Origin of the sequence: Halobacillus sp. B23F22_1 (assembly GCF_043497005.1) — a bacterium.
Taxonomy (GTDB): Bacteria; Bacillota; Bacilli; order Bacillales; family Halobacillaceae; genus Halobacillus_A.
This window is the reverse complement of the sequence record NZ_JBIEKE010000003.1, coordinates 540,383-554,440: the sequence shown is the minus strand read 5'-3', so window position 1 is coordinate 554,440 and position 14,058 is coordinate 540,383. Positions and strand designations below refer to the sequence as shown.

Annotated in this window: 11 protein-coding genes; 6 read left to right on the top strand and 5 right to left on the bottom strand. The window is 44.6% G+C overall.

Annotated features, from left to right (window positions below; genetic code table 11):
• Positions 1–108 precede the first annotated feature (108 nt).
• Positions 109–2,193 (top strand): beta-galactosidase, encoded by a 2,085-nt coding sequence (locus ACGTNH_RS17705; protein WP_394588259.1) that lies wholly within the window; start codon positions 109–111, stop codon positions 2,191–2,193.
• The gene (locus ACGTNH_RS17700; protein ID WP_394588258.1) at positions 2,175–3,926 is read left to right on the top strand and encodes a glycoside hydrolase family 35 protein; all 1,752 of its coding nucleotides are present in this window, start codon (positions 2,175–2,177) and stop codon (positions 3,924–3,926) included. The genes ACGTNH_RS17705 and ACGTNH_RS17700 overlap by 19 nt, the downstream gene beginning before the upstream one ends.
• Positions 3,927–4,064: 138 nt before the next feature.
• Here the strand turns inward: ACGTNH_RS17700 and ACGTNH_RS17695 are convergent, their stop codons facing one another.
• The gene (locus tag ACGTNH_RS17695; RefSeq protein WP_394588257.1) at positions 4,065–4,229 is read right to left on the bottom strand and encodes a hypothetical protein; all 165 of its coding nucleotides are present in this window, start codon (positions 4,227–4,229) and stop codon (positions 4,065–4,067) included.
• Between the two features lie 281 nt (positions 4,230–4,510).
• Between ACGTNH_RS17695 and ACGTNH_RS17690 the strand changes: the two genes are divergently transcribed.
• From ACGTNH_RS17690 to ACGTNH_RS17675, 4 genes are all read left to right on the top strand, one after another.
• Complete coding sequence (locus ACGTNH_RS17690) at positions 4,511–5,527, top strand: Gfo/Idh/MocA family protein (protein ID WP_394588256.1); 1,017 nt, start codon at positions 4,511–4,513, stop codon at positions 5,525–5,527.
• A 188-nt stretch (positions 5,528–5,715) separates the two neighbouring features.
• Complete coding sequence (locus ACGTNH_RS17685; protein WP_394588255.1) at positions 5,716–6,975, top strand: ammonium transporter; 1,260 nt, start codon at positions 5,716–5,718, stop codon at positions 6,973–6,975.
• 23 nt (positions 6,976–6,998) lie between these two features.
• Positions 6,999–7,961 carry a DUF294 nucleotidyltransferase-like domain-containing protein gene (locus ACGTNH_RS17680; RefSeq protein ID WP_394588254.1) on the top strand — a complete coding sequence of 321 codons (963 nt, stop codon included), beginning with the start codon at positions 6,999–7,001 and terminating at the stop codon, positions 7,959–7,961.
• Positions 7,958–8,674: an exonuclease domain-containing protein gene (locus tag ACGTNH_RS17675; protein ID WP_394588253.1), complete on the top strand. Its 717-nt coding sequence runs from the start codon at positions 7,958–7,960 to the stop codon at positions 8,672–8,674. Before ACGTNH_RS17680 ends, ACGTNH_RS17675 begins: the two co-directional genes overlap by 4 nt.
• A 242-nt stretch (positions 8,675–8,916) precedes the next feature.
• Here ACGTNH_RS17675 and ACGTNH_RS17670 read toward each other — a convergent pair whose 3' ends face one another.
• The 4 genes from ACGTNH_RS17670 to ACGTNH_RS17655 all read right to left on the bottom strand — a co-directional run bounded on the left by ACGTNH_RS17670 (position 8,917) and on the right by ACGTNH_RS17655 (position 14,040).
• A complete protein-coding gene (locus ACGTNH_RS17670) occupies positions 8,917–10,416 on the bottom strand; it encodes a sodium:solute symporter family transporter (RefSeq protein WP_394588252.1) in 1,500 nt (499 codons plus the stop codon).
• Positions 10,417–10,511: 95 nt separating this feature from the next.
• Positions 10,512–10,937, bottom strand: a complete 426-nt coding sequence (locus ACGTNH_RS17665) for a Zn-ribbon domain-containing OB-fold protein (protein WP_394588251.1) — start codon at positions 10,935–10,937, stop codon at positions 10,512–10,514.
• Positions 10,934–12,097 (bottom strand): thiolase family protein, encoded by a 1,164-nt coding sequence (locus ACGTNH_RS17660; RefSeq protein ID WP_394588250.1) that lies wholly within the window; start codon positions 12,095–12,097, stop codon positions 10,934–10,936. The genes ACGTNH_RS17665 and ACGTNH_RS17660 overlap by 4 nt, the downstream gene beginning before the upstream one ends.
• Positions 12,097–14,040, bottom strand: coding sequence for an acetoacetate--CoA ligase (locus ACGTNH_RS17655; RefSeq protein ID WP_394588249.1), 1,944 nt, complete (start codon positions 14,038–14,040; stop codon positions 12,097–12,099). The genes ACGTNH_RS17660 and ACGTNH_RS17655 overlap by 1 nt, the downstream gene beginning before the upstream one ends.
• Positions 14,041–14,058: the final 18 nt, after the last annotated feature.

Sequence of the window (14,058 nt, the reverse complement as noted above, 5' to 3'; positions counted from 1 at the left end):
AGCGTTGTTTAGTGTAGAACAAGGAAGAAGACAGTCCGCCATTCCAGCGGCAGGCGGACTGTTCTTCATTTCATTCATTCTATAATGAAAAGAAAGAAAGGTGATTAGATGAAGGAAAAATACAATCCAGTCAGTGCAAAAATTCCAAAAATGCTTCATGGAGCAGATTATAATCCTGAGCAATGGGATCGATACCCTGGAATAGTGGAAGAAGATATCAGATTAATGACACAAGCGAAATGTAACGTAATGTCGGTTGGAATATTTTCCTGGGCCAAGCTTGAGCCTGAGGAAGGAGTATTTCATTTCGATTGGCTGGACCAAGTGCTTGACCAATTAGTCGAGAACGGAATTTACGTGTTTCTAGCCACCCCAAGCGGGGCACGGCCGGCATGGATGTCTGAAAAATATGAAGAAGTGCTTCGAGTCAGCGATAACCGGGTGAGAAATCTGCACGGGCTCAGGCACAATCATTGTTATACTTCTCCGGTGTACCGTGAAAAAGTCTCCCTCATGAACCGTAAACTCGCTGAAAAGTATTCTGAGCATCCGGCCGTCATTGGCTGGCACATTTCCAATGAATTCGGAGGAGAGTGTCATTGTGACTTTTGCCAGGAGGCCTTCCGTCACTGGCTGAAGGAAAAATATAAAACGCTTGATGAGTTAAATCATAGCTGGTGGACGATGTTCTGGAGTCATACATATACCTCGTGGGCTCAGATTGAATCCCCGGCTCCACACGGTGAAACGATGGTGCACGGTCTGAATCTGGACTGGAAGCGTTTTGTGACCGATCAGACGCTTGATTTCTATAAGCATGAGGTGAAACCTTTAAAAACCAAAAACCCGGACTTACCCGTAACCACCAATTTTATGGAAGCTTTTGAAGGATTAAATTATGCCAAATTTGCACAAGAACTCGACTTTGTCTGCTGGGATTCCTACCCTACGTGGCACGACCTGGAGGGAGATGTTCTACAGGCCGCCTGGGTGGGGATGAATCATGACATGTTCCGATCGATTAAAGACGGACAGCCGTTTTTATTAATGGAAAGCACACCAAGCCTGACAAACTGGCAGCCGATCAGCAAGCTGAAGCGACCGGGTATGCATTTGCTGGCTTCGATACAGGCGGTAGCCCATGGTTCAGATTCGGTTCAATACTTTCAGTGGCGAAAAAGCCGTGGATCGAGTGAGAAGTTCCATGGCGCTGTTGTGGATCACTCCGGAAGTGAGCATACCCGCGTGTTTAAGGATGTTACCAAGGTCGGTGAGACGCTGGATCAGCTGGATGATGTAGTCGGAACAAGGGTGGAAGCTGAAGTTGCTGTCATCTTTGACACCGAAAATCGATGGGCGGTGAAGGATGCTCAAGGACCGAGAAACGAAGGAGTGAATTATGAAAAAACGGTAGCCGCTCATTACGAGGCATTTTGGAAACAAGGAGTGGCTGTTGATGTTATCGATATGGACAAGGATTTCTCCGGCTATAAAATAGTGGTGGCACCAATGCTGTATATGGTCAGACCGGGAGTCGGTGAGAGGATTGAGGAGTTTGTGAAGCAGGGCGGGACATTTGTTGCGACGTATTGGTCAGGGATTGTTAATGAAAATGATTTAACTTTTCTCGGAGGCTTCCCTGGTCCACTCCGCACCACCCTCGGCATCTGGTCGGAAGAAATTGATGGGCTTTATGACGGCCAGACGAATGGAGTCACAATCGGCACAAATAACTTAGGACTCAGTGGCGAATATACGGCATATGAGTTGTGTGACTTAATTCATTTAGAAGGGGCTGAGACCTTAGCATTCTACAAGGATGACTTTTACGCCGGACGCCCTGCTCTTACAGTTAATCAAGTTGAGAAGGGGAAAGCTTACTATATCGCTTCCCGCAATAAACAGCCGTTTCATCATGACTTTTACGCGGCCCTTATTGAAGAAGCTGGGATTAGAAAAACGATACCAGGCACGCTGCCGGAAGGGGTATCGGCACAGCAGAGGACGGACGGAAAATACGACTATATTTTCCTGATGAACTTTGGGGATGCCGAAAAGAATTTAGAGATTCAAGGTAGTGGCTTCACTTATTTGATGGACGGGAAATCAGTGGAGGGGCAAGTAAACCTGTCTCCTTTTGGACTTTCAATTTTAAAAAGGGAAAAAGGTGGATTATGGTGCTGCAAGCTATAGACGGACAATTTTATTTAGATCAGGAACCCTTTCAAATTCTTTCCGGCGCCATGCATTATTTCCGCACGGTACCGGAACACTGGGAAGACAGGCTGCAGAAGCTTAAAGCGTTAGGATTAAATACGGTAGAGACTTATATCGCCTGGAATGTGCATGAACCGAAGAAAGGAGATTTTCATTTTTCCGGTCTGGCCGATATCGAGCAGTTCATCCAGCTGGCCCAGGAGCTGGGATTGTATGTCATCATCCGCCCTTCTCCTTATATTTGTGCAGAGTGGGAAATGGGCGGGCTGCCCTCCTGGCTGCTGAAGGATCATTCGGTCGTACTGCGCAGCAGTGACACTCGTTTCTTAACCCACGTAGAAGATTACTATGATGTCCTGCTTCCTAAGTTCCGCCCTTACCTCTTTCAAAAAGGCGGGCCTGTCATAGCGATGCAAATTGAAAATGAATACGGAGCTTACGGAGATGATCAAAGCTACCTTGATTTTTTCAAACAGCAGTATGAAAAACATGGAATCGATACGTTTCTTTTTACCTCAGATGGTCCTGAATTTATTACTCAAGGCTCCCTGCCCAACGTAACAACCACGTTAAACTTTGGATCTAAGGTGGAGGCTGCTTTTGAACAATTAGAAAAAATGAAGCCGGGTTCCCCTAAGATGGCAGCTGAATTCTGGATCGGCTGGTTTGACTATTGGACGGGGAAGCATCATACAAGAGAAGCAGAAGATGCAGCTGCTGTTTTTAAAGAGCTGATGGAGAAGAAGAGTTCGGTTAATTTTTATATGTTTCATGGAGGAACGAACTTCGGTTTCATGAATGGAGCAAATCATTACGATCTCTATTACCCTACGATTACAAGCTATGACTATGATAGTCTTCTGACGGAAAATGGAGACATTACAGAGAAGTACCGTGCAGTTAAACAAACCTTAAGCAACTATATAGACGTTCCTGAAGATTATATCAGTACAATTTCTTCAAAAAGTTACGGAACGGTCTCATTGCAGGAGTCTCTCAGTTTATTTGATACACTTGCTCAGATCAGCCGCCGCGTGGAGAATGTTACGCCCCTTCCTATGGAAGGGATTGATCAGTCGTATGGTTATACACTTTATCGTACGACAGTCAACAGGCAGGGTGATTTAAGCATGGGAATCGACGCGGTCCATGACCGGGCTTACGTTTATATTAATGGAAAATATGAGACTATTATTTATAAAAACGACTCAGAGCGGAAGGTGGTACTGACTTTTCCATACGAAAGCAATACGCTCGAAATCTTAGTAGAAAACATGGGCAGAGCGAATTATGGAGAACACCTTTCAGACAGAAAAGGGATTACACACAACATTTGGCTTGGGGAGCAGTACTTTTTTCATTGGGAAATGTTTGCGATTGAATTAGACATTCTTCCTGACAGCTATGAAGGAGATGGAGATGCAAGGTATCCGAAGTTTTTCAGGGGAACCTTCGATGCTGAAGGCTTACACGACACATTTATTGACAGTGCCGGCTTTACGAAAGGAAATGCGTTTATCAATGGATTTAATTTGGGAAGGTATTGGAACACAGCCGGTCCCCAGCAAAGACTTTATCTTCCCGGCCCTTTATTAAAAGAAAAGGGGAATGAATTGGTCATTCTGGAGTTAGAGCAGACTCGCACTCAAGAAGTTCAGCTGCTAAAGCATCATAAGTTGGACACAGAAAATGAGGCATCTCAAATTTAACAGTTATAAAAATAAAACAAAAAAGTCCTCTTACTGAGAGGCCCTTTTCGGCTTCTGTTGGCAGGAAACATGTCTCACAGATATGAGAGTTCATAAAAGTGAGGTCTTTCGAGTCCACAGAAAAAGGTTTATCTAATCTTAAAGAGCCTCACGATTCGCTTTTCGGTGGATTCTTGCCGCTGGCACGGCCTCAGATAACTTGGTCAAGGATATCACTTGACCAAGTACATCTTTGGCTCGCGCTGTTCCCGCAACGTACCGGACGTGGCCGGTTTTAATCGACCAGGCTTCACCCCCGCACATTCATCGTGACACCAACAGAGATCCATCTAAAACCCATTCGTATGTTCAAAAACCTTCTTCTAAACCCCAACTATATAAAACACAGCTCATGTGAAATGAATCGTTAAACTTATGAAGGAATAGAAGGTGCAAACCTCTTAATAGTTAGAAGAAAAGCGTCCTGTTTGAAACTTAATTTCCAAACAGGACGCTTTTAAAATTCTATCTTTCATCGACCTTTAGTTTTCGGTGAGCTCAGGTCTTCCCGTAGTATGCTAAGCTGATGAAAAAGGAGGAAGATTATGAAAACTCATAAAATTATTCTTGCGGGATGCGGAAATATGGCTCACACCTGGTTAGACTATGCTTTTCAACGTAATAACGCAGAGGTGGTAGGGGTCGTTGACCTAAATGTAAAAGCAGCAAGAGCATTAGCAGAGAGTCGCAGTCTTCAGGTTCCTGTCTTTACAGCTCTCTCTGATGCGCTTGAGCGGACAGATGCTACTGTCGTATTTGATGTAACTGTACCATCTGCTCATAAACAAGTTGTGACGACCGCACTTACAGGAGGCTGTGATGTATTTGGAGAGAAACCGATAGCTGAAAATTTTAATGATGCAAGTGAAGTAGTACAGACAGCAGAGAAAACGGGGAGGAGCTATTTTGTCATGCAAAATCGCAGGTACCAGAAAGAAATACGTGCTTTTAAACAGCTTTTAGACGATCAGGTGATCGGCCAAATTGGAGCTGTCCACGCTGATTTTTTCTTAGGACCCCATTTTGGAGGGTTTCGTGAAGCAATGAAAAGCCCGCTTATTATGGATATGGCCATACATACATTCGATCAAGCACGGTTTCTTACAGGAGCGGATGCGGTTTCTGTTTATTGTCATGAATACAATCCGCCTGGATCCTGGTATGAAGGTGATTCATCAGCTGTTTGTATTTTCGAAATGAGTGACGGTTCCGTATTTACGTACCGTGGTTCGTGGTCGTCTGCTGGTCATTCTACATCCTGGGAAGCGGACTGGCGTGTGACTGGGAGTAAGGGGTCAGTTCGTTGGAATGGCAGTGATGATCCGGCTTGTGAGGCCATTGATGAATCTCATCCTCGAGGTTTCATGGATTACGTAAAAGTGGTTGAACCGGAAACTACATGGTTTGGACGGGAAGGGCATTTTGGCTGTCTGGATGAAATGTTTGCTGCTCTGGAGGATGAGAGAGCAGCAGAAACGGATTGCCGAGATAACCTTAAAAGTATGGAAATGGTGTTTAAGGCAATGGAAAGTGCAACTTCCGAAAAGAAGATTATATTTTAATGCAGAGCAGCAAAGCCTCTCATTCGTTTATAACGACGTTTGAGCGGCTTTTTTATTTAAAGTAATCTTTGTAAAAACGCATTCATTATAAAAATTTTCAAAAAATTATTGTGTTCACTCTTAGGCTTTGATAGTATATTAAATAACATACAATGTTAGGAAATATGACATAAAGGAGATTAACTTAAATGGATGCAACTTTTTTGATGAACAACTTATGGATTATCGTGTGTACGGTTCTTGTTTTGCTGATGCAGGGTGGGTTTATTCTACTTGAGGCTGGATCGACGAGAATGAAGAACGCGGGACACATTGCAGGTAAGACGGTCTTTACTGTTGGTATTGTTTCTCTTGTGTTCTGGGCAGTAGGTTATGGAATTATTTATGGTGAAGGAAATGCAATTATTGGTTTTTCTAATTTCTTCTACGGAGATGCATCGACGATGGGGGAAGGGCTGGCTGGCTCTGTTGATTTCATGTTCCAGCTTGCATTCGCAGCGATTGCGATGACAATTGCGTTTGGCGGCTTTGCTGAACGTGCGAAGTTAATGGCTTATGTTATCTTTGCGGTTCTATTTTCGATTGTGATTTACCCAGTTATTGCACATTGGATCTGGGGCGCCGGCTGGTTAGCTGACCATGGAAAACAGGATTTCGCCGGATCTACAGTGGTCCATTTAACAGGCGCCATGGCGGCTTTAGCGGCGACAATGATTTTAAAGCCACGTATTGGGAAGTACAATAAAGATGGATCTTCCAACGAAATTGCGGGTCATAACCAGGTCTTTACGGCTTTAGGGGTATTGCTTTTATGGGTCGGCTGGTTTGGTTTTAACGCAGGAAGTACATTTGGTGTTGAAGATGCGTTCTTTGGTTATGTAGCGCTGAATACACAGCTTGCTGCAGGTGCCGGGGCTGTTGGTGCAATGCTGATGGTGTGGGCCGTCACTGGTAAAGCAGACGTGCCGACGACGTTAAATGGGGCGCTGGCTGGTCTTGTTGCGATTACAGCATCCTGTGCATTCGTTGAGCCATGGGCAGCTGTTCTTATTGGTTTAATTGGTGGAGCGTTCGTATTCTTCAGTATGAAATTCTTTGATAAGAAAAAAATTGATGATCCGATATTTGCCCTTTCTGTTCACGGTACGGTTGGTGTATGGGGAACGTTGTCTAATGGATTATTTGCTACTCCAGAATTAGCAGCAGTTGGTCGCCCGGGATTGTTTTACGGCGGCGGTTTTGAGCAGCTTGGTGTTCAGTTAATGGGAGTTGTGGCCTGCGGTCTTTATGCCTTTATCGTTTCCTGGATTATTTTAAAAGTGATGGAAAAAGCAATGGGAAGCCTGCGTGTTACGGAAGAAGAAGAAATTATGGGCCTTGATATTAGTGAGCACGGAGGGTATGGTTACCCAGAGAACTTTACTTCAAATACCAAATCTGGAGCGTAAATACGCTAAAGGAATGGTTTCTAATGTTTCAAACCTATGAACAAATTAAGCGATGGCGGCATGAAACAATGCCTTCCGTAGCGGATGATCATTTTCAATTAAATGCCTTTCATGATCAGCTGATGTATCAAACCGTCGGTATTGCTAAGGCAAAAGTAGAAAGTGAGCAGGGGACACTACCTGCTCCTTTTGCGTTTTTTTTGATGGGGAGTGCTGGACGGTTTGAACAATCGGTGTGGAGTGATCAGGATCATGGGATTGTTTTTGAGGGGGATGATCAGAATTACTTTTTAAAGCTTGGTGAAGAAATCAGCCACGGTCTGGCGATCGTTGGCTATGAGTTATGTGAAGGCAAAGTAATGGCTTCAAACTCGTTATGGTGTCAGTCGATGAATTCGTTTAAGAATCAAATTGCGGATTGGCTGGAGGAAGCTAACTGGCAGTCGCTGCGTAATTTTTCAATTCTTTGTGATTCTCGTGTCCTGGACGGGAATGAAGAGTTGCTGCTTCAGTTGAAACGGGAAGCTTTTACCTTGTTAGAGAATGAACCGCACTTGTATGCCCGGCTGATGGAAAACTTTGAGTTTATTAAAAAAGGTGTCGGCGTTTTCGGGCAGCTGCTTCCTGAACAACGGCAGGGAATGAAGGGTGAGATCCATCTAAAGGAAACAGCCTATTTTCCATATGTCAATGCGATACGCATCTTGGCTTTACGTAACGGATTGAGCACTGCGCCCACGTTAGAAAGGCTCGTATCGCTGGCCGATACGCATCCTTTTGTTAACGAATATGATCAGGATTTCCGTAAGCTGCTTGATTATCGCCTGCGCTTGAGAAAAGAAGCTGCGAATTACGACAAGGTTCACCTACTTCCCATTGCACAATTATCAAGACAGGATAAGCAGGAACTTAAATACTTGATAAAACGAGGGAATCAGCTTTTTTCTAAAGCGAAATCTATCCTTAAAGAAGAGGGAGCCTTATGAATCCATTTATCCAATTTGTGAAGGATTTATCGGATCGGCTTGGCAGTGGATTCTCTTCTTTAAATCAGAATGACCCTTCTAAAGTAGCTTACATGCGTAATCTGGAGCGGGAAATGAAGAACAGGGATGTACTCGATATCCCTTTTGACGAATTAAACGTAGTTGTCTTTGATTTAGAAACGACAGGTTTCTATCCGTATAAAGGAGATCAAATTTTATCCATAGGTGCGGTAAAGGTGCAGGGAACGAACATTCTTGAACAAGACCCTTTCTACTCCCTTGTATACAGCGATACGCCGCCATCCAAAGAAATTGAAAATTTAACCGGAATAACGCAGGAAATGCTTTTGGGTGCTGACTCTCTTCGCGATGTACTTAAAGATTTTTATTCCTTCATTAAAAGCGATGTATTGGTAGCTCACCATGCGAATCATGAAAAGCAATTCATGAATCATGCGACGTGGCTGGCGTTAAGGAAAAACTTTCAGCACCGGATTGTAGATACTATGTTTTTAACGAAAATAGCTCATCAGGACTTGATAAGTCTGGATGAATGCTGTGCGCATTACGATATCTCGATTGAACGGCGTCACCATGCGTTAGACGATGCTAAAGCGACTGCGAAGCTGTGGGTCGAAAGTATTCAGGAAATTAAGGAGCTGGACTTTACAACTTTACAAGAGGTCTATACGTATCTTGCTACTTCTGGATAAAGCAAGGTTCTACAAAAAATAATAATAAATGATTTCCCGGGAAATATTAATCTATTTTTCGACAATTGAGGCGGGGAGATAATTAAAGCAGTGATGTCAAAAAACGAACATTTGTATAAACGCAGATTATTAGCGAAGCATTTTGACGGAGCGATCGTTTGAATTCTCTTTAACATAAATAATCCGAACTGATTCTAAAGAATCAGTTCGGATTATTTTATGTTGTTCCGTGCTCTTTATCGTTAACTTGATTTCTTTAACACTAAATCTTGTTGTGTCGTATGGGACGTAGCTAAACTCACTATCCCCATCACTGCAAAAGCAGTTGCTGAACTGATGAACATCGCAATGAAAATGTTGCCGATCAGTTCCTGAGTTGTAAAGAGTACATATAAGGAGGCACCTGTAATAAGGGAGGCGATCGCGCCATAGTTATTTGCTTTATTCCAGAAGTACCCGAGCGTAATAGGAGCTATAATTCCTGAAATAATCGCAGAATAGCTAAACTGAATCAAGAAGGCCAGGGAGTCTGGACGTTCTAATGAGAGATAAAGTGACAGCAGGCCGACTCCGATAAGGGACCATTTCGCTACTTTCAATGATTGGTTTTCTAAGTCTTTGTCGCTTATCTTTTTCGATGCAAAGAAAGGGGCGACGACACGGTAAAGGTCATTTCCGATGCTTGTTGTAACTCCGAGGTACAAGCTGTCTGTACTTGATAAGATTGCTGATATAATACCAACGATCATTATAGCGGCAATAATGCTAGGGAATGCTTCTATGACATACATCGGAATCGCAGAATCTGCACTTTGCAAACTTGGGAATAGAACGCGAGCTGCGAGTCCACCCAACACCATTAACGTAGAAATGATACAAAGGACCAGTCCTGCTGAGAGCGTAAACGGTGCTAGATCTTCTTCATTTTCAAGGGAGAGTACTTTGTTCATCAGGTGTGGCATTAAGATGAAGCTGAACAGCATAAATTGGACGGCCATGATCGCTAACGCACTGTTATATGGGCCGCCGTTTGCAACAGCTGCAGTTAAGTTCGGATCGATTGCATGTAAGCGGTCAGTCAATACACCGAATACATTTAATCCGCCCCCGACAGTCCATAAGAAAGACACGACAATTAAGATAGAAGTAACTGCCATAAGAATACCTTGTATTCCGTCAGTGATCATTTGCGCGAAAGCACCGCCAAGACCGATATAAACAATTGTAATGGCAACGCCTATGATAATTCCCCAGAAATAAGGTATACCGATGACGGTCTCAAAAATAGTGGCTAGTCCGACATTTTGACCAACAATATAATACACGTTGAATAAAATTAATAATGATACCAGGACCTGCAGAGCTTTTGAGTTGTATCGCTTCCCAAGCCACTCGGGGAGGGTGGAGACACGACCGAACTTTTTCCCATATCGCCAGAAGGTTTTAGCGAAAAGCAGCAGTCCGACCCAGGAAACACCGAAACATCCAAGTGTGTACCAGAGGACGGCTGTTCCATACTCGTAAGCTAAACCTGGTACACCGATAAATAAGTTGGCGCTGGCATAGGATGTTGCAAAGCTTGCGCCGACAAGCCACGGACTTACTTTTCCGCGTGCAGTAGCAAACCCTGCCATGGATTGACTATGAGCGCGTCCTTTTTTACCCACCCACGTTACAGCGCCAAAGTACACGGCCAGTAAAACAATAACGGTCCATAATAAGACACTTGATTCCGTAAGCATTTTTTATTGGCCTCCTTTCTTTCCTGCATAAAAAGATTTCCATAAGAGCAGTCCGCCTGCCCAGAATAAAGCGATACATAAGAAATAGGTGAGTATCATGATGTTTCCTCCTCTTTTTGTTTGAAAAATGGCAGTGGATAGGGTCCGATGTCTTGAATGTCCATCTCCACTTCCATGTTGTGAGTTAAATCTTCCTCGTTTAGAAGCAGGTGGGTCAGCAAGGTAGGTCCTTCTGTCAGCTCTACGATTCCTACGACGTATGGGGTGCGTTCCTGCCATGCAGGGTGTCCTGCCCGGTGAACGACACTCCAAGTTTTCAACTTGCCGGATCCAGCTGCTTCTCTCCACGTGAGTGAATGGTGAAAGCAGTGGGGGCAGTGTTCTCGGGGATAGAAAACCCATTCCTTACATGAATCGCACTGTTGAAGAACTAGTTTACCTTCCTTAATGCCCTCCCAGAATGGCTGGCTCACTGGAGTAATGGTTGGTGCTGGCAGGGATATATTCGGCTGCTGGCTCATAATTCTCCTCCTAATACAAGTGCATTTGTTTCACTAAGGGTGGCTCCGTTTCCGGTAACGAGTGCATATTTGGCGCTTGGAATTTGTCGTACTTCAGCTTCGCCGCGCAGTTGGCGGACTGCTTCTACGACGTGTGACATTCCGCCTGCAAGGTCGGCTTGTCCGAATCCTAATTGCCCGCCGTGCGTATTTAAAGGATGATCACCGTCTGGACCGAATGTGTGGTTTCTGACAAATTCTCCGAATTGTCCTGGCTCACATAATCCTGCACTTTCGAGCTGAACAGCTACGACGCTCGTATAGCAGTCATATAAGGAGAAAAGGTCGATATCTTCAACGGTCTTTCCTGCCTGCTCGAGCGCTTTTGGAATACAGTAGGTGAATGGGAGTTTGTCAACCGCTGGAGCCTGACTGACGGCACGGTGAGTAATTTTTTCACCTGCACCTTTTAAAAGGACCGGTTTATGCTGATCAATACGTGCGGCTTTTTCTTCAGATGTAACAATAACAGCAGCACCGCCCGCTACGGGCATTACGATTTCTAAAAGGTGCAGCGGGTCTGAAATAAGCGGGGAAGCGAGAATATCTTCGACTTCTACTGGTTTGCCGTGAAAAATCGCTTCAGGATTTTGCTGAGCATTTTTTCTGGCCCAATAAGCGATACGTGCGAAGTCTTCCTGAGAGGACCCGTATTCCTCCATGTGCTGTCGTTTCAGGAGTGCGTAGGACGTATTGGCCCCCGATGCGCCGTATGGAACATCAAATTCGCGTATCGGGTTGCGATTCGGTGATCTTAACGTTTCACCTTTTTCATTCTTATTTGCAAGTACACAAACTACAGTTTCACACATACCGGCTTCAATAGCGGCGGCAGCCCGCCAAATCATTCCCGGGCCGGACGCCCCTCCGAGATCCACCGTATTGGACATCGTGGGATCGAGCCCTAAATACTCCGATACGGTAGCCGGGACGTGCTGTGGAGTCTCTCCGACCTGAGGGCCGACGAGGAGTCCGTCGATCTCGTGTTTAGAAATACCTGCATCTTGAATCGCCAGGCGTACCGATTCTGCAATTAAGCTCAAAGTTGTTTTTCCAGTTGAATAGCGTTCGGGCTTTAATTCACCGATGCCGATGATGGCTCCTTTAGGTCTACGAGTCATTACAAGTACTCCTTTTCTGTCAGTTGACGGAAAGACTGAAGGCTTGAAGGATTTCTTAAAGACGCTTCATTTTTGACAAAGTCTCCTAAAGCAGCTGTCTTAGCAGCTCCTTCCACTTTCTTTCCGTTGATGGTATGAGGGATTTCTTCTACTGGGTAAATGCGTTTCGGTACGTGTCGTGGAGATGCTTTGGAACGAATTTGCTGGCGAATGTTCTTCGCTAGTTCTTCGTTAAAATGCTCCGTCACGACACAAAGTACGATTTCCTCGTCATTATCTTTCGGTAATCCGAATACGACTGAGTCCTCAACTTCCTTAACATGTTCCACGACGCGGTATATTTCCGCAGTGCCGATCCGGACACCTCCTGGATTCAACGTCGTATCCGCGCGGCCATAAATGATAAAGGCTTCCTCTATTGTTTGTTCTGCTAAATCTCCGTGTGTCCAAACGCCAGGACGTTGTGAGAAATAGCTGTTACGATACCGTGCATCTCCGCCTTCTCCTAAAAATGTGATCGGCATACTCGGAAATGGCTGCGTACAAACTAAGTCCGCTTTTTCGTTATATACCGAAGCGCTTCGTTCATTAAAAACGTCTACAGCCATACCCAGTGCTTTACAGGTAATCTCTCCGCGTTTGACAGGAAGTACCGGTGATCCCATAACAAAGCAGCCAATGATTTCAGTTCCTCCTGAAATGGAAGCAAGGAAAAGGTCTTCTTTTATCGTTTCAAATACCCAGTCATACTGCTCGGGAGCGAGAGGGGCGCCGCAAGACAGAATGCTTTTTAAGGTAGTAAGCGAATGTGTGTTTTTTAATTGAACATCTGCTTTTGCCAGCGTTTCTAAATACTTAGGACTTGTACCAAAGTGAGTAACGCCTGTTTCATCTGCGATATCCCAAAGGTGAGGGAGGTTGTCTGATTGGACCGGTGATCCATCATATAAAAGTAAAGCGGCTTCGCTTGCCAATCCGGAAACTAACCATGGATACATCATCCACGCTGTATTGGTGTACCAGAATAAAACGTCCTCCTGCTGTACATCACAATGGAGTTGGTGTTCTTTCACATGCTGCAAAAGTGTCCCTCCGACAGAGTGAACAATCGCTTTAGGCAATCCCGTTGTTCCAGAGGTATAAAGGATATATAGTGGGTCGTTAAACGATGTTTGAGTAAAGACGGGTACTTCAGCATCATTGGCGCAGAGTTCTTCCCACGTTTGAGTTTTAATTCCTGGAAGATCGACTTCTCCGTTTAACGTAATCACAGCCGACAGGCCTTCGAGGTTTTCCGTTGTTTCTTGTATCTTTTCTTCAATGTCGAACGGCTTTTCTTTGTATTGGTAAGCAAGTGTGGCAAACAGCACTTTAGGTTTCACCTGCCCGACCCGGTCGATGATGCCTTTTGTTCCAAAGTCAGGGGAACAGGAAGTCCAAACCGCGCCTAAGGATGTTGTTGCGATCAAAGCTGCTAGTCCTTGAATATTGTTAATCGTGATGCCGGCCACGCAGTCGCCTTTTTTGACACCTAAATCTCTTAATCCCTGCTGGGCTTTAGCAACTTCTGTTTTCAATTCTTTTAACGTAATGCTGCGGTGTACACCTGTTTCGTCGGCTTCATACGCAGCTATGCGGTTAAGAGATCCCCTTAATAAATTCTCGGCAAAGTTTAAACGTGCATTAGGGAACCATTCGGCATCTGGCATGGAAAATGAAGGCACATACGCTTGATCCCCTTTGTCCCCAATGATTCCGGCATAATCCCACACGCTGGACCAGAAATCTCCCAAATGAGAAGTAGACCAGAGGTGGAGTCGTTCGTATGGAAAAAGCGGCTGATCAGCGAAATCAGCAAAAGCTTTGATGTGAGAGTTTTCGATTCTTTCCTTGGAAGGCTCCCATAATATATGGGAAGACTTTCGTGTGGTTGAAGTCGTCATGGGTGATTTTCCTTTCGT

Bases quoted from the DNA above. Each gene is read 5' to 3' on its own strand.
- ACGTNH_RS17705 (WP_394588259.1), top strand. From the start codon at position 109: ATGAAGGAAAAATACAATCCAGTCAGTGCAAAAATTCCAAAAATGCTT.
- ACGTNH_RS17700 (WP_394588258.1), top strand. From the start codon at position 2,175: ATGGTGCTGCAAGCTATAGACGGACAATTTTATTTAGATCAGGAACCC.
- ACGTNH_RS17695 (WP_394588257.1), bottom strand. From the start codon at position 4,229: ATGTGCGGGGGTGAAGCCTGGTCGATTAAAACCGGCCACGTCCGGTAC.
- ACGTNH_RS17690 (WP_394588256.1), top strand. From the start codon at position 4,511: ATGAAAACTCATAAAATTATTCTTGCGGGATGCGGAAATATGGCTCAC.
- ACGTNH_RS17685 (WP_394588255.1), top strand. From the start codon at position 5,716: ATGGATGCAACTTTTTTGATGAACAACTTATGGATTATCGTGTGTACG.
- ACGTNH_RS17680 (WP_394588254.1), top strand. From the start codon at position 6,999: ATGTTTCAAACCTATGAACAAATTAAGCGATGGCGGCATGAAACAATG.
- ACGTNH_RS17675 (WP_394588253.1), top strand. From the start codon at position 7,958: ATGAATCCATTTATCCAATTTGTGAAGGATTTATCGGATCGGCTTGGC.
- ACGTNH_RS17670 (WP_394588252.1), bottom strand. From the start codon at position 10,416: ATGCTTACGGAATCAAGTGTCTTATTATGGACCGTTATTGTTTTACTG.
- ACGTNH_RS17665 (WP_394588251.1), bottom strand. From the start codon at position 10,937: ATGAGCCAGCAGCCGAATATATCCCTGCCAGCACCAACCATTACTCCA.
- ACGTNH_RS17660 (WP_394588250.1), bottom strand. From the start codon at position 12,097: ATGACTCGTAGACCTAAAGGAGCCATCATCGGCATCGGTGAATTAAAG.
- ACGTNH_RS17655 (WP_394588249.1), bottom strand. From the start codon at position 14,040: ATGACGACTTCAACCACACGAAAGTCTTCCCATATATTATGGGAGCCT.